Raw genomic sequence first — 19409 nt, 5'->3', positions numbered from 1 at the left:
GGGCGGGGAGGGGACAGCCTGCCGTAGGCGGCGCGGATCGTCGGGCGTCCTCTGGCTGGTGGACGCGAGCGGCCTCGGCGCGTGTCGGGCGGCGTGGCTCAGGGTGTCGGCTGCACGGGCACCGGGGCCGACAGGCGGCGGTCGGCTACGCTGCGGCCCGCCTCCGCCGCGTAGGTGCCCGGGATCAGGCGCCAGGCGCCCTTCGTCTCGTCCCAGATCTCCGCCGCCCGGCGGGGCACGGGGATGGTCGCCTCCGCCGTCTCCCCCGGGGCCGCGTCCACCGATGCGAAGCCCGCGAGGCGGCGCACCGGCCGCTCCACCCCGTCGTCCCCGGGCACGGCGAGATAGATCTGCACGACCTCACGGCCCGTCCTGGCACCCGTATTGCGGACCCGCACGGTCACCGTGCCCAGCGCCTCGCCGTCGCCCTCCGCGGGGGTGAAGTCCATCGCCTCATACGCCCAGTCCGTGTAGCCGAGGCCATGGCCGAACCAGTACGCCGGAGCGGTCCCCTCCCGCCGCTCCCACGCGCGGTAGCCGATGAACACGCCCTCGTCGTAGACCAGTCGGCCCTCGCTGGGCGTGACCGTGCTGACCGGGGCGTCCTCGAGCCGCTGGGGCCAGGTCGTGGGCAGGCGGCCGCCGGGCTCCTCCGCGCCCAGCAGGACGTCGGCGAGCGCGGCCCCCGCCTCCTGGCCCGGGAACCAGCTCAGCAGCACCGCGGCGACCTCGTCCCGCCAGGCCATCTCGACCGGTGAGCCCGCGTTGACCACCACCACGGTGGGGGTGCCGGTGGCGGCGACCCGGCGCACCAGCTCGTCCTGACGGCCCGGCAGCCGCAGATGCCCGCGGTCGAACCCCTCGCTCTCGACCCGCTCGGTGGTGGCCACCACCACCACGGCCGCCTCGGCCGCCGAGGCCGCGGCGACGGCCTCCTGGATCAGCTCCTCGGCGTCCCGCTCCGGGGCCCGGTGCAGCAGGCTGAAGGAGACGGCGTCGAGAAGGGCGTCCTCGGGGCGGGCCACCGCGCAGGTGAGGCTGACTTCCACCGGTTCGCCCGCCGTGAGCTCCACCTGGCCCCGGGGCACGGGCGAGCCCATGAAGGCCTCGAAGGGGTCGCCGACGTCCGCCGGGTGTTGCTCCCCCTCGAAGAGCACCTTGCCGTCCACGGCCAGCCGGAGGCCGCCCAGCCCCCTGGTGCCGAAGGAGTGGGCGCCGCTCTCGCGCGGGGTGAAGGTGCCGACGGTCTCGACGGTGTGCAGCTCCTGGAAGCTCACCCCGTCGGGGAAGTCGCTGATCCACTGCACCTGCCCGCCGGCCAGCCGGGACTCGCCCAGCACCCGCCCGTCCGCGGCCCGGACCACGGCGCGCAGCTCGAAGCCCTGGGCGGCGGGGGCGAGTTCATCGGTGGGGTCGGCACCCACGGCGTAGCTGAGCTCGACGCCCGGGGGCAGGGCGGCCCGCAGCCCGTCGAGCGGTGAGACCACATGGTCGGGGAAGACCACCGCCGAGCCGCCGCCCAGCACCCGGGCATCGCGCGCCGCGGCGCCGATCAGGGCCAGCGACCGCACCCCGCCGGGGGCGCCGGGGTCGAGGGGCAGCACCGCTTCCCGGCCGCCCGCGCCCTCGTTCCGCAGCAGCACGAAGGAGCGCCGGGCGATCTCGCGGGCCAGCACGTCCCCGTCGATCGGGCCTGGCCGGTCGGCGGGGGCGACGGCCGGGGCCGCGCCGTCCAGGACGCCGACCCTGGCGGCCAGGGTGAGCAGCCGCCGCACCGCCTCGTCCAGCTCCGCCTCGCTCACCTGGCCATCGCGCACCGCGGCGGCCAGCGCCTCGCCGTAGACGGTCCGCGGGCCGGGCATCGCCACATCGAGCCCGCCCTTGAGCCCCCGCACGGTGTCACGGGCCGCCATCCAGTCGGAGACGATGAAGCCGTCGAAGCCCCATTCGCCGCGCAGCACCCCCTGCTGAAGCTCGCGGTGCTCGGTCATGGTCGAGCCGTTGACCCCGTTGTAGGCGGCCATGACGCCCCAGGGGCGGGCGTTCTTGACGATGGCTTCGAAGGGCGCGAGATACAGCTCGCGCAGCGCCCGCGCGGCGATCCGGTTGTCGACGGTGAAGCGCTCGGTCTCGGCGTCGTTGGCCACGAAGTGCTTGACGGTGGTGCCCACTCCGCCGTCCTGCACACCCGTCACATAGCCGGTGCCGATCTCGCCGGTGAGATACGGATCCTCGCTGTAGGCCTCGAAGTGGCGGCCGCCCAGCGGGGAGCGGTGCAGATTGACCGTGGGCGCGAGCAGCACATGGACGCCCTTGCGCCGCGCCTCCTGCGCGAGCAGCCGCCCCGCCCGCCGGGCGAGCTCCGGGTCCCAGGTCGCGGCGAGCGCGGTGGGGCTGGGCAGGGCGACGGAGGGGTCGTCGGCGGTCCAGTGGACGCCACGGACGCCGATCGGGCCGTCCGACATCACCAGGGAGCGCAGCCCGATCGCCGGAACGGCGGGCAGGCTCCACATGTCCTGCCCGGACAGCAGCCGCGCCTTGGTGTCCAGATCCAGCAGGCCGAGGGCCTTCTCCACGGCCTCGGCCGTGCGCCCCTCGCCGCCCTCGCCACCCTCGCCGATCGCGTCCGCCATCGCTCGCCCCTCCCGGTGCGGGTCCCGTCCGGTCCTCGTCCGGGGCCATCGTGGACCCGAGAACCTGTCGCCAGGTAGGTACCGTTATCGACTCGTTATCAAACATGCTCTACGGTACGGGCATGGAGAGGGCGACCGAGCGCGGTACCAGACGTGGTGAGGAACGACGGGCGGAGATCGTCCGCTGCGCGCTCGAAGTGATCGCCGAGCGCGGCTACCGAGGCGCGACCCTCGGCGCGGTCGCCGAGCGGGTGGGCCTCACCCAACAGGGGCTGCTCCACTACTTCCCCACCAAGGACTCGCTCCTCATCGCCGTGCTCGAGGAGCGCGACCAGTGGGACACCGGCTCCGCGCGGCGCGACGGAGGGCACGTATGGCCGCTGGACCTGCTCGCCTCGCTGGTGGAGTACAACGCGATGCGCCCCGGCGTCGTCCAGACCTTCTCCGCGCTCCTCGGTGAGAGCGTCACCGACGACCACCCCGCGCGCGGCTTCTTCACCCAGCGCTATGACAAGGTGCGCGCCGACATGGCGGCCATCCTGCGCGGCGAGTTCGGCGACCGGCTCCCCGGCGGGCTCACCCCCGAGGCCGCCGCGCCGCTGCTGGTGGCGGTGATGGACGGGCTCCAGTTCCAGTGGCTGCACGACCGGGACGCGCTGGACATGCCCGCCCTCTTCCGGGCCTTCGTCTCCCTGCTGGGGCAGGGAGACGAAGCGGCCGAGGCGTGACGGCCGTGCGGGCGGGCCGTCTCGTGACGGTGGCTCAGCCGTCGCCGCCCACCAGCCTGACCCCCCGCTCGACCCCGGCCGCGTTCCTCGGCATCGGCACGAAGGAGCCATCGGTGTCGAACCTCAACAGCGTGATCTCGGCGTCCGCCGGTCCCGGTTCGTACCGCCCCACGTCCACCGCGTCGATCAGCCAGCGGTGCCGCTGTCCGTCGCAGACCGCGCCATAGCCACCGAGGCCGTGGCGCTCCCGGCCCTGGGTGAGGGTGACGAGCACGCTGGCCCGCGAGTACTCCATCCCTTCCCGGACGCATCGGTAGCTGCCGTACAGCGTGACGGATCCGTCCGGGGTGACGTCCCCGGTGCGGTCGATGGTCAGATCGTCGGTCCAGGGCAGGGGCAGACGCGGCCCGTCGGGCCGGGCGTGGGCGGCGGGCGCGGCGTGGGCGGCGGGCGCGGCGTGGGCGGCAGGCGCGGCGTGGGCGGCAGGCGCCGCCATGAGAAGAACGGTAAGGGCGCCGAGGGCGCGGCGGCGGTTGCGCATGGACGTACCTCCTGGGGCGGGAGTTCAGTTGCCCGTACAGCTACCGGGCGCCCGAACCCGTCCGGGGGAACCTCACCCCCGTGCGGCGTGTCCGGCACCGCCCAACGGGTGGCCGCCGGGCGCCCGGTTGACCCCACGGCCCCGCGACCGGTCGCCCCCGGTGACGCCCTTACGGTGCTCATCCGCGCCCTTACGGTGCTCACTCCCGGACCGCCTCCTCCGACGGGGCCGCTTCGCGCGGGCGTGCCGCCGCCGGATCGCCCCGCAGCCCCGGGGCCAGGGCAAGGGTGACGGCCACGGAGACCGCCGCCAGCGTGGCCATCGCCACCGCCGGCGAGGTGGGCTGGGCCAGCGCGCCCGCGAGGGCCGCGGACACGCCCTGCATGGTGAGCATGCCGGAGGAGTGCAGCCCCAGGGCCTGGCCGCTCATCTCGTCCGGTGTCAGGGCCATCAGCCGCTGCTGGAGCGCCAGCGTGGCCGAGAAGCCGATCGAGGCGAGGGCGACGGCGGCCAGCGCGAGCGGCAGCGGCGGGTGCAGTGCGAAGACCAGATACGGCGCGGCGAGCAGCAGCCGCAGGGGCGCCGCGAGCCGCTCCCGCCGGTGCGGCGGCAGCAGCCGTCCGGTGAGGAGGTCCCCCATCAGCATGCCGAGGGAGCCCACGGCGAAGAGCAGCCCGGCGTGCCGGGGCGCGTAGGGCACGAAGAGGGACTCACAGCCGACGATCAGCCCGTTGGGCACCCAGAGCGCGTAGTAGACACGGCGGCGGGGCGCGGAGGACCACAGCCGGGCGTTGACGCGCCAGGTCTCGGCGACCGACGGCCGTCCGCCGGCCCGTGCCGCGCGCCCGCTCATGCCGAACCGGGCGGTGGCCCCGGCCAGCGCGTACAGCGCGGCGGCGGTGAGCAGGGTGCCGCGCGCCGAGAGGGCGGTCACGAGGAGGCCACCGGCCGCGTATCCGCCGATCTGCATGGTGCCGCCCGACATGTTGAGCACCGAACGGCCCAGCAGATAGCCGTCCTTGGGCAGGATCTCGGTGAGCAGCCCGTAGCGGACGGCCCCGCCGAGGGAGGCCGCCGCGCCCAGCCCGAAGACGATGGCGAGGACGGCCGCCACGGGCAGCCCGGGGAGGGCCAACGCGGCGGTCCCCAGGGCGAAGAGCGCCGACAGCCCGGACAGCGCGGCGCGCGGCGGCAGCCGGTCGGCCGCCGACAGCAGCGCCAGCGCGCCCGCCACCTGGGCGAGCGAGGGGCCGAACATGCTGAGCGCGGAGAGCAGTGGTGAGCCGGTCGCGGCGTAGACCAGGGTGGCGAGGGCGAGTCCGCTCGCCGTGGAGGCGGCCACCTGGGTGGCGGACACCAGGAACAGCGGGGTGAACTCCGGGGCCCGGAACACTTCTCGATATGTGCGCATGGCCTTCAGGCTCGGGAGTCGCCGCGCGGCGGCGTTAATGTTTCGCGCGGACGCGAAACGACGCGGGACGAGGCGCGACCACGGGTGGCGGCGGGGGTGGCCGGATGGGGCTGTGGCTGGTGGACGCGGACACGCTCGCGGGCGGCCGGTTCGTCCTCTCCGCCCTGGCCGAGACCACCGCCGCCCTGATCACCCTGGAGCGGGCGAGCGCCGCGCACCCGGGCGAGCGGGCCTGGCTCGACGCCCATCTGCCGGCCTACCGGGCGCGGTTGGCCGACGACCCGGTGACCGCGCTGCTCGTCCGGGCCGCGCTGGGCCGGACCTGGCTCGCGGACTTCCTCACCCAGGCGCCGCCCGGCGAGGGCGAGCCGTCCTTCGAGGAGGAGCTGGCCCGCGTCCGTACGACGGCCCCGGCCGCCGCCCGCTCCGACCTCACGGTCTCACTGGGCCGCTCCCCGCTCCCGGCGGCGCTGCGCCGCGACGATCTGCCGGGGCTCCTCGCGGAGCTGCTGGAGTGGGTGTGGGCGGAGGCCGTACGGCCCACCTGGCCGCACCGCCGCCGGATCATCGAGGCCGATGTGGTGGCGCGCACCGGCCAGGTGAGCCAGGGCGGCTGGGCGGCCGTCCTGGACGGTATGCGGCCGGGGATGCGCTGGCTGGGCGGCAGCCGGCTGCAGATCAACGCCCACGACAACCCGCCCCGCGCGGTCCACGGCGCCCAGCTGCTCTTCGTCCCCGTCACGCCCGCCGCCGGATGGGTCTCCTGGGACGCGCCGCACCGCTACGCCGTGATCTACCCGTGCGCCGGTGCCCTCGCCGTGCCCGACCCGCAGCCGACCGCCGACCCCCTCGCCCGCCTCCTCGGCCCGTCCCGCGCGAGCGTCCTGCTCCTCCTCGACACCCCGAAGAGCACCACCCATCTGGTGGCCCTCACCGGCCAGACCCTGGGCTCGATCGGCCGCCATCTGCGCGTCCTGCGCGAGGCCCGCCTGGTCCGCAGGCGCCGGGCGGGGCGATCGGTTCTGTACGACCGGACGACGGCGGGCGAGGTACTGGTGCGGGCACAGCGAAGCGGTTCGTAGCCGCCGTCCCCCCTTGGCTTGACCTCAACCTTGGTTCATGTCCGTGCCTGCTCTCGCCGTGTCGGCCACGACCGGGCGCGTTTCCGAAACCAACCAATTCCGATCAAGGGGGTCCGGCCATGACCGAGATGGTGACAGATGGATCAAGGATCACGCTCATCCGGTCCGGTACCGGAGCCGCCGGCGGAGTTCGCTGACGCGATCCTGGGAGGCACCGCACTGGACGCCCACCTCCTGGACCCGCGCGCCGACAGCCCGGCTCCCGTGCGGGCCTGGTTCGCCACGCCGACCAGAACACGCCTGCTCGGTCCTGGCTACGACCCGGCCGACGATGCCGCCCACCACCTCTCCGGCGGATCGCTCGCGGACTGGTGCGACGCCGTCCTCCATGTACGAGAGGTCACCTCGGCCCGTTTGCTCTCGCACACGAGAGACCGAGCCCCGCGCCACAGCGTCTCCAACGAACATTCCGGCAGACATGTTGCCCAGCGAAATGATCGGTCATGATGGTTCTTGATCGGTCATGATGGGTTGTCACGTTCGAACGTCATTCGACGCACAACCATTGACACCCTTGACAGGCTCTCACTACCGTCACGTCAAGATTTCGAACGAGTGACGAAATATCGAACACCGCGAAGGGTCGATTGCTGTGCGCATCACCGGTATCAGTACGCATGTCGTCGGCACCCCCTGGCGCAATCTCACCTATGTGCAGGTCCATACGGACGAGGGGATCACCGGCGTCGGCGAGACCCGCATGCTCGGGCGGACCGATGCGCTGCTGGGCTATCTGCGTGAGGCCGAGACCAATCACCTCGCCGGTTCGGATCCGTTCGCGGTGGAGGACCTGGTCCGGCGGATGAAGTACGGCGACTACGGCCGGGCGGGCGAGATCGTGATGTCCGGCATCGCCTGTGTGGAGATGGCCTGCTGGGACATCAAGGGCAAGGCGCTCGGGGTGCCCGTCTGGCAGCTGCTCGGCGGAAAGGTGACAGACCGGGTCAAGGCGTACGCCAACGGCTGGTACACCGTCGAGCGCACGCCCGAGGCGTTCCACAAGGCGGCCTCCACGGTGGTCGAGCGCGGCTACCGGGCGCTGAAGCTGGACCCCTTCGGCACCGGCCACTTCGAGCTGGACCACGCCGAGACCCTGCACTCGCTCTCCCTCGTGGAGGCCGTGCGGGACGCGATCGGGCCGGAGACCGAGCTGCTGGTGGAGATGCACGGGCGGTTCAGCCCGGCGACGGCCGTAAGGATCGCGAGCGAGCTGGAGCGCTTCCACCCGTCGTGGCTGGAGGAGCCGGTGCCGCCGGAGAACCTCAAGGCGCTCGCGAAGGTGGCGGAGAAGACGCGGCTGCCGATCGCCACGGGCGAGCGCATCCACGACCGGATCGAGTTCCGCGAGCTGTTCGAGTCGCAGGCCGCCGACATCATCCAGCCCGACGTCGGCCACATCGGCGGCATCGGCGAGACGCGCAAGCTGGCCGCCACGGCCGAGACCCACTACGTCCTGATCGCCCCGCACAACGTGGGCGGCTCGGTGCTGACCGCCGCGTCGCTCCAGGTCGCCGGCTGCACCCCGAACTTCAAGATCCTTGAGCACTTCAACGACTTCGCCGACGCGGAGATCAAGAAGGTGGTCAAGGGCGCCCCGCAGGTCGTGGACGGCTACTTCCAGCTCTCCCACGAGCCCGGCCTCGGCGTGGAGCTGGACACCGACGCGGCGGCCGAATTCCCCCAGCAGCAGGCCCACTTCGACCTGTGGGCCGAGGGCTGGGAGAAGCGGGACCCGAAGGGCGGACGGCAGTGACCGCGCTCGTCCTCGACGCCCCCGGCGCGTTCCGTCTCGTCGAGACCGGCACCGCGGCCGAAGAGGCCGCGCCCGCCCCCGGCGACGCGCGGGTGCGGGTGCACGCCTCCGGGATCTGCGGCAGCGACCGCGAGCTGTACCAGGGCAACCGGCCCGAGGGATACGTCCGCTACCCCGTCACCCCCGGCCATGAGTGGTCCGGGACGGTCGAGGCGGTCGGCGCGGGCGTCCCGGAGGCGCTCGTCGGCCGTAAGGTCGTCGGCGAGGGGTTCCGCAACTGCCAGGTGTGCGACCGCTGTCACGCCGGGGACACCACCTTGTGCACGGCCGGGTACGAGGAGACCGGCTTCACCCAGCCCGGGGCGATGGCCGACACCCTGGCCCTGCCGGCCCGGCTGCTGCACCCGCTGTCCGACGACGCCGACCTGGGCGCGGCCGCGCTGCTCGAGCCCGCCGCGTGCGTCGCCGCTGCGGCGCTCAAGGCCCGGACCCAGCCCGGTGAGCGGGTCGCGGTGGTCGGCACCGGCACGCTCGGCATGATCGCCGTGCAGTTCCTCGCCGCCGTCTCCCCCGCGCGGCTGCTGGTGGTGGGCACCCGCCCGGACCGGGAGCAGCTGTCGCTGTCCTTCGGCGGCACCGAGTTCCGCTCCCGGGACCAGCTGTCCGACCAGCTCTCGGGCTATGACGTGGTGATCGAGACCGCCGGATCGGCCTCCGCCGCCCGTACCTCGGCCTCGCTGCTGCGCCGGGGCGGCCGGCTGGTGCTCACCGGCATCCCGGCGGCGGGCGCGGAGGGTCTTGACCCCACCGATCTGGTGGTCCGCCAGATCGAGGTGCAGACCGTCTTCGGGGCCCCGCCCGCCGCCTGGTCGCACGCCGTACGGGTGTTCGACGCCGGGCTGCTGAGCCTGCGGCCGCTGATCACCCATGAGCTGCCGCTGACCGACTTCGCCTCGGCGATCGAGCTGGTCGGCAGCGGCGATCCGGCCGTCGGCAAGGTGCTGCTGCGTCCGCGGGGCCTCGACTAGCCCATGGATCGAGCCTCGCTGTGCCAAACCTCGCCGCGTCAAGCCTCCCGCCCCCGACTCCGGTCGTCCCACCAGCCTTTCGGACCCGACTCCAGTCATCCCACCAGTCCTCCGGCCCGTCTCTAGTCATCACCCCAGCCCCACTAGGACAACGATGTCCTGGGCAGCACCAGCCGGACGCCGAACCACCGGCCATCACTCCACAGGGAGCACCGTGACCGCCGCCTCACCCGCCTCTTCCGGCCCCCGCCGCCCCGCCGACGCGGCCCTCGCCTCGCTCGGCCACGCCGCGCCCGCCCCCGACCCCGCCGACGCCTCCGCGCACACCTTCCCCGACGGCGGCACCTGGCGCACCGAGATCCCCTCCGTCGAGGGCCCGGAGGCGCTGGCCACCGTGTTCAAGGAGGCCGGGCGGCTGGATGTGCCGATCCACCGGATCAGCCAGGGCAGCGGCGTCTGGATGCTCACCGATGCCGAGATCACCGAGATGGTGGAGTGCTGCGCCGAGCGGAACGCCGAGCTGTGCCTGTTCACCGGCCCCCGCGGCACCTGGGACATCGGCGGCGCCACCCGCTCCGACTCCGGCGGCGGGGGCCTGCGCGCCCGTGGCCATGACGCGGTGGCCGGCTGTGTGGAGGACGCGCTGCGCGCGGTCTCGCTGGGCGTGAAGTGCCTGCTGGTGGCCGACGAGGGGGTGCTGTGGCTGCTGAACCGGTTGCGGGCGAGCGGCGAGCTGCCCGCGGACACCACCTTCAAGCTGTCCGCGCTCGTCGGCCCGGTCAACCCGGCCTCGTTCGCGGTGTACGAGCGGCTCGGGGCCGACTCCATCAACATCCCCTCGGACCTGACGCTGGAGCACCTCACCGAGATCCGCCGGGTCTCCCGCGCCCCGATGGACTTCTACGTCGAGGCCCCGGACGACCTCGGCGGCTACGTCCGGCTCTATGACGCGGCGGAGCTGATCCGGCGCGGCGCCCCCATCTATCTGAAGTTCGGGCTCAGCAAATCCCCGGGGATCTACCCGTACGGCGCCCAGCTGCGCGACGTGGCGCTGGGCAGCGCCCGTGAGCGGGTGCGCCGCGGGCGGCTCGTGCTCGACCTGCTCACCCGGCTGGGCGCGGACGGCGGGATGTCCCCGCTCGGCTCCCGGCTGCCGGGTCCGCTGCGGCGTTTCACCGCCGACGCGGACCTCCCCAGTTCCTGAAGCAATGACGCCCCAGGGAAGGACCCCAACACCATGCGCACGGTAAGAGGAGCACGAGCCGCGGCGATAGGCGCCGGCCTCCTCGCGCTCTCGCTGACCGCCACGGCCTGTGGCCAGGAGGCGGTCGGCGGCAGCCGGTACAAGAGCAAGGAAAAGGGAGGCACGATCGGCATCGCGATGCCGACGAAGTCCTCCGAGCGGTGGATCACCGACGGCCGCAATGTGGCCAAGCAGTTCCAGGCGGCGGGCTACAAGACGGACTTGCAGTTCGGCGAGGACGACGTCCGCACCCAGGTGGCCCAGCTCGAAAACATGATCACCAAGGGTCATCGGCTGCTGGTGATCGCGCCGATCAACGGCGGGGCGCTCAACGACGTCCTGAAGCAGGCCCATGACGCCAACATCCCGGTGATCTCCTACGACCGGCTGCTGCTGGGCACGGAGAACGTCGACTACTACGCGACCTTCGACAACGAAAAGGTCGGCAGGCTCCAGGGCCAGTACATCGTCGACAAGCTGGGGCTGGCCAAGGGCCGGAAGGGCCCCTTCAACATCGAGCTGTTCGCCGGGTCGTCGGACGACAACAACACCCGGTACTTCTACAACGGCGCGATGAGCGTGCTCAAGCCGTACATAGAGAAGAAGGAGCTGGTCGTCCGCTCCAAGCAGACCAGTCTCAATCAGCTCTACACCGAGAAGTGGAGCGGGAGCGCCGCCCAGGACCGCATGGAGGACCTGCTCAACAAGGCGTACAGCACCAACGACGTGGACGCCGTTCTCTCGCCGTACGACGGCATGTCCATCGGCATCCTGTCGGCGCTCAAGAGCGCCGGCTACGGCACGAAGGCCAAGCCGTATCCGGTGGTCACCGGTCAGGACGCCGAGCTCGCCTCCGTGAAGTCCATCATCCGGGGCCAGCAGACGCAGACCATCTACAAGGATCTGCGCAAGCTGGCGAAGGCCACCGTGCAGATCGCCAAGGCGGAGCTGACCGGCGGCAAGCCCCCGATCAACGACACCAAGTCGTACGACAACGGCAAGAAGGTCGTGCCGACCTACCTGCTCAACCCGGTCAGCGTCGACAAGTCCAACACCCAGGTGCTGGTCGACCAGGGTTACTACACCGCGTCGCAGCTGAAGTAGGGCGGTACCGGGCTATGAGCACCATTCTCGAATTGCGTTCCATCACCAAGACGTTCCCCGGTGTCAAGGCGCTCTCCCAGGTCAATCTCCACGTCCGCCAGGGTGAGATCCACGCCCTCTGCGGGGAGAACGGCGCGGGAAAGTCCACCCTGATGAAGGTGGTCAGCGGGGTACATCCGCACGGCAGCTACGACGGCGAGATCCTCTTCGACGGCGAGGCGTGCGCCTTCAAGGACATCCGCGCGAGCGAGCAGCGCGGCATCGTCATCATCCATCAGGAACTGGCGCTGATCCCCTATCTGTCCATCGCCGAGAACATCTTCCTCGGCAATGAACACTCCCGGCGCGGCCTCATCAGCTGGAACGAGACTCTCAAACACGCCACCGCGCTGCTCAAGCGGGTCGGTCTGACGGATTCGCCGCAGACCCGTGTCACCGATATCGGGGTGGGCAAACAGCAGCTGGTGGAAATCGCCAAGGCGCTCTCCAAGGAGGTGAAGCTGCTCATCCTGGACGAGCCGACCGCGGCGCTCAACGACGAGGACAGCGGAAAGCTCCTCGATCTGCTGCTGGAATTCAAGGCGCAGGGCATTTCCTGCATCCTGATCTCCCACAAGCTCAATGAGATCCGCCGCGTCGCCGACTCCGTCACCATCCTGCGCGACGGCCAGACCATCGAAACCCTGACCGTCCGGGAGACCCCCGAGGCCAGCCCCGAGATCTCCGAGGACCGCATCATCCGCGGCATGGTCGGCCGCGACCTCGACCATCGCTTCCCCGACCGCACCCCGTACGAGGGCGAGGACGCCTCCGAGGTGGCCCTGGCCGTCGAGGACTGGACCGTCCACCACCCCATCGACCAGCAGCGCAAGGTCGTGGACGGGGTGTCGCTGAACGTACGGCGCGGTGAGATCGTCGGCATCGCCGGGCTGATGGGCGCCGGCCGCACCGAGCTCGCCATGAGCGTCTTCGGGCGGGCGTACGGGCGCTACGCGGGCGGCCGGGTGTTCCGGGACGGCCAGGAGGTCCGTACCCGCACCGTCCCGGAGGCGATCGACCACGGCATCGCGTACGTCACCGAGGACCGCAAGACCTTCGGCCTCAACCTCGACGACACCATCAGCCGCAATGTCTCGCTCTCCTCGCTGACCAAGGTGGCGCGCCGCGGCGTGGTCAACGAGCACGAGGAGTCACGGGTCGCCGAGCGGTTCCGCACCACCATGAACATCAAGGCGCCCACGGTCTTCGAGCGGGTCGGCCGGCTCAGCGGCGGCAACCAGCAGAAGGTCGTCCTCAGCAAGTGGATCTTCGCGGGTCCCGAAGTGCTCATCCTCGACGAGCCCACCCGTGGCATCGACGTCGGGGCCAAGTACGAGATCTACACGGTCATCAACGATCTGGCGGCCCAGGGCAAGGCCGTCATCTTCATCTCCTCCGAGCTGGGCGAGCTGCTGGGGATGTGCGACCGGATCTACACGATGGCGGCCGGGCGGTTGACCGGGGAGGTTCCCCGGGCCGAGGCGACGCAGGAAGTTCTGATGCGCCACATGACGAGGGACAGAGGAGACGAAGGATGAGCACGGCCACCCAGAAGACCGAGAGCCCGGCCCCACCACCGGCCAAGGGCTCCTCCAGCGTCGGGACGCTGCTCCTGGAGAGCGTGCGGTCCAATATGCGCCAGTACGGGATGCTGGTCGCGCTCGCCCTGATCATCGTCATCTTCCAGATCTGGTCGGACGACATCCTGCTGCGGCCGGGCAACGTCACCAGCCTGGTGCAGCAGAACGGCTATATCCTCATCCTCGCGATCGGCATGATGATCGTGATCATCGCGGGGCATATCGATCTGTCGGTCGGCTCGCTCGTGGCCTTCATCGGCGCGGCCGCCGGCGCGATGATGATCAAACACGATATGCCGTGGGGCCTCGCGGTCGTCCTGTGCCTGCTGCTGGGCGCGGTGGCCGGGGCCTGGCAGGGGTTCTGGATCGCCTACATAGGCATCCCGTCCTTCATCGTCACCCTGGCCGGCATGCTGGCCTTCCGCGGCGGCACCCAGATCCTGCTGGACGGGCAGTCGCTGTCGCCGTTCCCCGACGGCTTCGAGAAGTTGAGCACCGGGTTCATCCCGGAGATGGGCCCGTACACGCAGTACCACAACCCCACCATGGTGATCGGCCTCGTCGTGTGTGCCGCCGCCGTCTGGCAGGAGTGGCGGGGCCGGCAGCAGCGGGCGGCCTATGAGCTGGAGGTGGTGCCGCTGGGGCTGTTCTTCGTCAAGTGCGCCGCGATCGTGGCCGCCGTGATGGCCTTCACCATGACGCTGTCCAGCTGGCACGGGGCGCCGTACGGGCTGCTGGTGCTGGCCGGGCTCTTCGTGATCTTCAGCTTCGTGATGCGCAACACCGTCGTCGGACGGCATGTGTACGCCCTCGGCGGCAACCAGCCGGCGGCCAAGCTGTCCGGCGTCCGGGACAAGCGCGTCACCTTCCTGGTCTTCGTCAACATGGGTGTGCTGGCCGCCCTCGCCGGTCTGGTCTTCGCCGCCCGGCTGGGCTCCGCCACCCCCAGTGCGGGCCTCAACTTCGAGCTCGAGGCCATCGCCGCCGCGTTCATCGGCGGCGCCTCGGCCAGCGGCGGTGTGGGCACGGTGCTCGGCGCCATCATCGGTGGTCTGGTGCTCGGCGTGCTCAACAACGGTATGTCGCTGGTCGGCATCGGTACCGACTACCAGCAGGTGATCAAGGGTCTGGTGCTGCTGGCCGCGGTCGGCTTCGATGTCTGGAACAAGCGCAAGGTCGGGTCGTAACCCATCAGCTGTCCCTCATGGATCTAGCCTTTGGAGCCGCATATGACCACGAGCAGACGCACGGTGATCACGGCGGCGGCGGCCGGACTGGCGGCCTCGGCCGCCACGACCGGCACCGCTCACGGAGCCGGCGGAGGGGACTCCGCGGGCAAGGGAGGCGCGGTGAAGGAGCACTTCGGCACGCTCGCGGACGGCACGCGGGTCGACCGCTGGACGATTGAGAACGGCCGCACCCGGCTGCGCGTGCTCAGCTACGGCGGCATCGTGCAGGCCCTGGAGATCCCCGACCGCCACGGCCGCCGCGCCAATGTGTCGCTCGGCTTCGACGACCTGGACTCCTATGTGGCGGACAGCCCGTACTTCGGCGCCCTCATCGGCCGCTACGGCAACCGCATCGCACGCGGCACCTTCACGCTGGACGGCAAGAAGTACCAGCTGCCGATCAACGACGGGCCGAACAGCCTGCACGGCGGCGACAAGGGCTTCGACAAGCACGTCTGGTCCGTGGAGCCGTTCCGCAAGGGCGCGGACGTGGGGCTCACCCTCCGCCGGGTGAGCCCCGACGGCGAGATGGGCTACCCCGGCACGCTCACCGTGCGCGTGGACTACACCCTCACGGCGGCGGGCGACTTCCGCATCGACTACGAGGCCACGACCGACAAGGCGACGGTCGTGAACCTCACCAACCACACGTACTACAACCTGGCCGGGGAGGGCAGCGGCTCCGTCTACGACCACCGGCTGGAGATCGCCGCCAGCCGCTACACCCCGGTCGACAAGACCCTGATCCCCACCGGCGAACTCGCCAGGGTGGCCGGGACCCCGTTCGACTTCCGTCGCGCCAAGGAGATCGGCCGGGACATCCGGGAGGCGCACCAGCAGGTGCTCTACGGGCAGGGGATCGACCACAACTTCGTGCTGGACAAGGGCATCACGAGCCGTCCGGAACACTTCCTGACGGTGACCGAGCCGGAGTCCGGCCGGGTGATGCGGATCGCCACGACCGAGCCGGGCGTGCAGTTCTACACCGGCAACTTCCTGACCGGCACGTTCGCGGGCACATCGGGACGGGTCTACCGGCAGGGCGACGCCTTCGCCCTGGAGACCCAGCACTTCCCGGACTCGCCGAACCAGCCGTCGTTCCCCTCGACGGTGCTGCGGCCGGGGCAGACCTACCGGTCGACGACGGTGCACTCGTTCTCGACGCGCTGAGCGGCTCCGCCGCGCGGCCCTGTAGCTCATCGGTTCCCCTCCCGTCCCGTGCTCAAGAGCGCGGGACGGGAGGGGTTGTCGTTTCCCCCGGGACCAGCCCCAGCCCCCGTCATCCGTCGCCGCCACCCTCGCCCCCACCCCCACCCCCACCCTCATCCTCACCCGAGAGGACCCGTATGAGACCGATACACACCCTGGTCGCCGTGGCCGCCGTCTCCCTGGCCATCGCCACCCCCGCCGTGGCCGCGCCGGACGCCACGGCCACCCCCACCGTCGAGGAGCAGCGGCTCGACAAGGCCGCGCCCCAGGAGATCCTGCGCCGCAGCGGGTTCGACGACGTGGCACCGGACTTCGCCCGCGCCCTGGCGGGGACGCACTCCGCCGCCGAGGCCGAGCGTGTGATCACCCGCGAGGGCCGGGCGCTGTGGAAACGCGCCGTGGACCGCGTACAGGGCCGGGGGCCCGCGGGCGGGGACCTCAGCCGGGACGACGACCGGCCGCTGTACTGGGCGCGGCTCGGGATGACCCGCGCGCTCGGCCAGTGGCAGCCGGGCTTCCCGCTCACCGACGCCCGCCGCGCCGCGCTCCTCGACACGCTGGAGCGCACCTCACGCGGGCAGGACTCGCTCGACCTCCCGGCCGGTACGAACATCAAGCGCATGGTGGTCACCGGCTTCGACCCGTTCCAGCTGGACGCCGACGTGCGCCGATCCAACCCCTCCGGCGCGGCGGCGCTCGCGCTGGACGGGACGACGATCCGCACGGACAGCGGCCCGGCCCGCGTCGAGACGGCCGTCTTCCCCGTCCGCTGGGCGGACTTCGCGGACGGCACGGTCGAGCGGACGCTGCTGCCCGCCTTCCGGTCGGGGCCGCGCCGGGTGGACGCGTTTATGACGGTGAGCCAGGGCCGGGTGGGCCGTTTCGATGTCGAGCGCACCAACGGCGCCTGGCGGGGCGGCTACCCCGACAACGCGAACGTCTCCCGGACCGAGACCGTGCCCATCCCGTCCGGTGTACCGACCCCGCACCCCCAACCGCAGTGGACGACGACCACCCTCCCCTACGAGCGGATCGTCGCGGCGAACACCGGCCCGGTCCCCGTCTACGACCACACCGAGGTCACCGAGATCCCGGCGGGCGGCTCCACGCCCGTGGTCCGCCCGGACGGCCCGACCCCCGGCTCGACGGCCCGCGCGGGCGGTGGCGGCGACTACCTCTCCAACGAGATCGCCTACCGCGCCACGCTGCTGCGCGACGCGGTCGGCCTGAAGGCCCCGGGCGGCCATCTCCACACCCCCGTCCTGCAGTTCGGGCCGGGCAACACCGACCCCGCCACGGGACAGGTCACCGACCCGGACTTCGTCCACAACCGCGAGGCCATCACCGCCCAGGTGCGCTCGGTCCTCACCGTGGTCGCCGCTACGACCCGTTGACGCCGCGGACCGGGCGCTCGGCGAGCAACAGAGCCAAGGGCCCGGCCGGAAGCAGAAAGCGACCCTGCGCGCCCGCGTCACCCGTCGACCAGGAACAGATATTCCCCACCGTGGCGGGAGGCGGGAGGTCAGGAGATGAGGCGGCTGGTGAAGCCGTCGCGGATGAGAGATTCGAAAGCGGCATGCACGTCCTCCGGGACGTCCTGCTCTGTGGCGAACCCGAGCTTCGGATACTCGATCACCCGCTGGAGGTCGCCGACAAGATCGTCGGTGACGAGCTTCTCGTCGCCGATGCTCTTGAGGTAGTCGTCAAACTCCAGTGGCTCCGACGCGCAGATCACTTCGGTCTCAGGCCACATTTTGCGGGCGGTGGCGAAGGAGCGTCGCTCCATATAGGGCATGGAGACCAGCAACACGGTCTCTGGCGTCATCCCGGTGGCGGCCAGGACTTCGCGGGAGAAGGTGATGTTCTGGCCGGTGTTACGGGCCTTGGGCTCCAGCAGGATCGCTTCCCCGGGAACGCCGAGTGCGATGGCGTGCTCGCGGAAGTGGACCGCCTCGCCGCGGGGGAATCGCTCCGGGGCGGTGGGGTTGGGCCCGCCGGTGAAGACCAGGGCTGGAAAGAGCCCGGCGCGATACAGCCGGGCGCAGAAGGCAGGCACGCCGAGGTCGTGGCTGCCCAGGCCGATCGCAACATCGCATGGCCGCACCTGGTGGTGCATCTGGTGGTAGTCCCAGATCAGCTTGGCCTGCTGACGCTGGTCTTCGGTGATGCCCCGCTGATTGTCTGTCACTCGTCTGTCTCCCTGGTCACCGTCACCCGGGGGCCGGATACCCCCTCGGTCGACATCCTGATGCTCTCGATGCTGCGGAGCTGGTGGCTCAGGCCGAACCTGGCGGCCCGCTTCGCGGCGTCGTCCAGGGGTGAGCCCCTGAGGCCCGGTCGGCGCACATCATGCCCAGTCAGCGCCGCTCAGCCGAACTGTGGAGACGAGGCAGTCCGGTATGGGAAGGGGAAGGTGATGGCTAGGCGGGACTATGAGGACGACCCGAGTGCCCCAGCCGCGAACAGCCTGGTTCCCGCTGCTTCCGCCGTCGTTGTTGACAATGCGGGGCGCATCCTGCTTCAGCGCCGGCGGGACAACGACATGTGGGCGCTTCCTGGCGGTGTTATGCACATCGGAGAGTCGTTGCCGGACTGCGCGATTCGGGAGACGCGCGAAGAGACCGGGATTGATGTCGAGATCGTCGGCATCGTCGGCACCTACACCAACCCCCGTCACGTCTTCGCTTACGACGATGGCGAGGTACGCCAAGAGTTCTCCGTCTGCTTCGTGGCACGTCCTGTGGCCGGGCAACTGGCGGTCTCCGAGGAGTCCACCGATGTCCGCTGGTTCGAGCCCGCGGAGGTTGACGCGCTCCCCATGGTCCCCAGCATCCGGAAGCGTGTGAACGACTGGCGCGACGGCAACATGCCCGCTGCCCGGTAGTCGGCACGCGACCCGGGTTGGTCCGCCGGGGGCGTTGTCCGGCGGACCAACCGGGCCGTCACTCGGGGTCCGCCGCTACGAGCCGTTGAAGGCGCCCGCTGTGCCCGCCGCCGTCTCGCCCTGCGGGGTCGCGGGCTCGTCCTCGCCCGTCAGGTCGCGTACCAGCAGCGTCGCGCCCGCGACCGCGCCCGGCATCAGGAAGACCGCGACCAGCGGGATCAGGAAGAGGACGGACAGGGGGACGCCGAAGCCGAGGGAGAGGAGGCGGCGGGAGCGGAGCATGCGGCGGCGGTCCTTCAGCAGGATGCCGCGCCGCAGCAGGGCGATCGAGGTCAGTTCCTCGGTGAGGAAGAAGGCGGTCACGCAGAAGGCCAGGACGGGGATCACGGTCTGGCCGACCCCCGGGATGAAGCCGAGCGCGAAGAACAGCACGCTCCAGAGGGCGACGCGGATGAGCAGCGCGATGGCCTCGCGCAGCCCTATCCACAGCTCCGCCCAGGTCGACATCCCGGACTCGGGAACCGCGCCGCCCTCGGAGCGGTCGACCGCTTCGGAGAGCGACTCGTAGAAGGGCTGGCCGACCAGCAGCGTGACCGCCGTGAACGTGATGATGGCGAGGAAGAGGCAGGTGGCGGCGAAGAGGATCGAGAGCGCGCCGCGGAAGACGCCGAGCCAGGGTGAGGACCAGTCGTCGGCGAAGGGCGTGGCCCATGCGATGACGTCATCGGTCCAGAAGAAGAGGGCGACGAGGGCCGCCGCGTATCCCACGAGGGTGATCAGGGCGGGAATCATGCCGAACCCCCACCATCTCCCGTGCCGGGCCGCCCAGCGTTGCCCCTTCATCAGATAACCGAAGCCATTCACAAGATCACGCATGGGCCGAAG

The 19409-nt window shown here is 71.2% G+C and carries 17 protein-coding genes; 12 read left to right on the top strand and 5 right to left on the bottom strand.

What is annotated here, in order from left to right; translation table 11 throughout:
* Positions 1-98 precede the first annotated feature (98 nt).
* Complete coding sequence (locus ACMTAK_RS34375) at positions 99-2633, bottom strand: glycoside hydrolase family 3 protein (protein ID WP_413809776.1); 2535 nt, start codon at positions 2631-2633, stop codon at positions 99-101.
* Between the two features lie 122 nt (positions 2634-2755).
* Here ACMTAK_RS34375 and ACMTAK_RS34370 point away from each other — a divergent pair, with 122 nt between their 5' ends.
* Positions 2756-3361 carry a TetR/AcrR family transcriptional regulator gene (locus ACMTAK_RS34370; protein ID WP_413809775.1) on the top strand — a complete coding sequence of 202 codons (606 nt, stop codon included), beginning with the start codon at positions 2756-2758 and terminating at the stop codon, positions 3359-3361.
* Between the two features lie 34 nt (positions 3362-3395).
* Here ACMTAK_RS34370 and ACMTAK_RS34365 read toward each other — a convergent pair whose 3' ends face one another.
* Together ACMTAK_RS34365 and ACMTAK_RS34360 are read right to left on the bottom strand one after the other, a co-directional pair.
* Entirely contained in the window at positions 3396-3902 is a 507-nt protein-coding gene (locus tag ACMTAK_RS34365; RefSeq protein WP_413809774.1) for a DUF6299 family protein, read from the bottom strand.
* 199 nt (positions 3903-4101) lie between these two features.
* Complete coding sequence (locus ACMTAK_RS34360) at positions 4102-5313, bottom strand: MFS transporter (protein ID WP_413809773.1); 1212 nt, start codon at positions 5311-5313, stop codon at positions 4102-4104.
* A 104-nt stretch (positions 5314-5417) separates the two neighbouring features.
* On the opposite strand from ACMTAK_RS34360, the gene ACMTAK_RS34355 reads away from it, so the two are divergent.
* The 10 genes from ACMTAK_RS34355 to ACMTAK_RS34310 all read left to right on the top strand — a co-directional run bounded on the left by ACMTAK_RS34355 (position 5418) and on the right by ACMTAK_RS34310 (position 17034).
* The gene (locus ACMTAK_RS34355; protein WP_413809772.1) at positions 5418-6395 is read left to right on the top strand and encodes an ArsR family transcriptional regulator; all 978 of its coding nucleotides are present in this window, start codon (positions 5418-5420) and stop codon (positions 6393-6395) included.
* Positions 6396-6533: 138 nt separating this feature from the next.
* Positions 6534-6902: an erythromycin esterase family protein gene (locus ACMTAK_RS34350; RefSeq protein WP_413809771.1), complete on the top strand. Its 369-nt coding sequence runs from the start codon at positions 6534-6536 to the stop codon at positions 6900-6902.
* A gap of 145 nt (positions 6903-7047) precedes the next feature.
* Positions 7048-8208 carry a mandelate racemase/muconate lactonizing enzyme family protein gene (locus ACMTAK_RS34345; RefSeq protein ID WP_413809770.1) on the top strand — a complete coding sequence of 387 codons (1161 nt, stop codon included), beginning with the start codon at positions 7048-7050 and terminating at the stop codon, positions 8206-8208.
* Entirely contained in the window at positions 8205-9236 is a 1032-nt protein-coding gene (locus ACMTAK_RS34340; protein ID WP_413809769.1) for a zinc-dependent alcohol dehydrogenase, read from the top strand. The genes ACMTAK_RS34345 and ACMTAK_RS34340 overlap by 4 nt, the downstream gene beginning before the upstream one ends.
* Positions 9237-9450: 214 nt before the next feature.
* Positions 9451-10440, top strand: a complete 990-nt coding sequence (locus ACMTAK_RS34335) for a hypothetical protein (RefSeq protein ID WP_413809768.1) — start codon at positions 9451-9453, stop codon at positions 10438-10440.
* Between the two features lie 33 nt (positions 10441-10473).
* Complete coding sequence (gene chvE / locus ACMTAK_RS34330; RefSeq protein WP_413809767.1) at positions 10474-11583, top strand: multiple monosaccharide ABC transporter substrate-binding protein; 1110 nt, start codon at positions 10474-10476, stop codon at positions 11581-11583.
* Positions 11584-11597: 14 nt separating this feature from the next.
* A complete protein-coding gene (gene mmsA, locus ACMTAK_RS34325) occupies positions 11598-13160 on the top strand; it encodes a multiple monosaccharide ABC transporter ATP-binding protein (RefSeq protein WP_413809766.1) in 1563 nt (520 codons plus the stop codon).
* The gene (gene mmsB, locus ACMTAK_RS34320; protein ID WP_413809765.1) at positions 13157-14389 is read left to right on the top strand and encodes a multiple monosaccharide ABC transporter permease; all 1233 of its coding nucleotides are present in this window, start codon (positions 13157-13159) and stop codon (positions 14387-14389) included. Before mmsA ends, mmsB begins: the two co-directional genes overlap by 4 nt.
* A gap of 42 nt (positions 14390-14431) precedes the next feature.
* Positions 14432-15601: an aldose epimerase family protein gene (locus tag ACMTAK_RS34315; protein WP_413809764.1), complete on the top strand. Its 1170-nt coding sequence runs from the start codon at positions 14432-14434 to the stop codon at positions 15599-15601.
* A 176-nt stretch (positions 15602-15777) separates the two neighbouring features.
* Positions 15778-17034, top strand: a complete 1257-nt coding sequence (locus ACMTAK_RS34310) for a pyroglutamyl-peptidase I (RefSeq protein ID WP_413809763.1) — start codon at positions 15778-15780, stop codon at positions 17032-17034.
* Between the two features lie 128 nt (positions 17035-17162).
* On the opposite strand, the gene ACMTAK_RS34305 is transcribed toward ACMTAK_RS34310, so the two are convergent.
* On the bottom strand, positions 17163-17828 hold the full coding sequence (locus tag ACMTAK_RS34305; RefSeq protein ID WP_413809762.1) for a YdcF family protein: 666 nt from the start codon (positions 17826-17828) through the stop codon (positions 17163-17165).
* A 228-nt stretch (positions 17829-18056) separates the two neighbouring features.
* On the opposite strand from ACMTAK_RS34305, the gene ACMTAK_RS34300 reads away from it, so the two are divergent.
* Positions 18057-18524: an NUDIX hydrolase gene (locus tag ACMTAK_RS34300; protein WP_413809761.1), complete on the top strand. Its 468-nt coding sequence runs from the start codon at positions 18057-18059 to the stop codon at positions 18522-18524.
* 75 nt (positions 18525-18599) lie between these two features.
* On the opposite strand, the gene ACMTAK_RS34295 is transcribed toward ACMTAK_RS34300, so the two are convergent.
* Positions 18600-19400 carry an EI24 domain-containing protein gene (locus ACMTAK_RS34295; RefSeq protein WP_413809760.1) on the bottom strand — a complete coding sequence of 267 codons (801 nt, stop codon included), beginning with the start codon at positions 19398-19400 and terminating at the stop codon, positions 18600-18602.
* Between the last annotated feature and the right edge of the window lie 9 nt (positions 19401-19409).

Origin of the sequence: Streptomyces lacaronensis, from assembly GCF_047337785.1 — a bacterium.
Taxonomy (GTDB): domain Bacteria; phylum Actinomycetota; class Actinomycetes; order Streptomycetales; family Streptomycetaceae; genus Streptomyces; species Streptomyces lycopersici.
The sequence above is the reverse complement of the archived record's forward strand: the minus strand, read 5'-3'. Positions and strand labels throughout refer to the sequence as shown.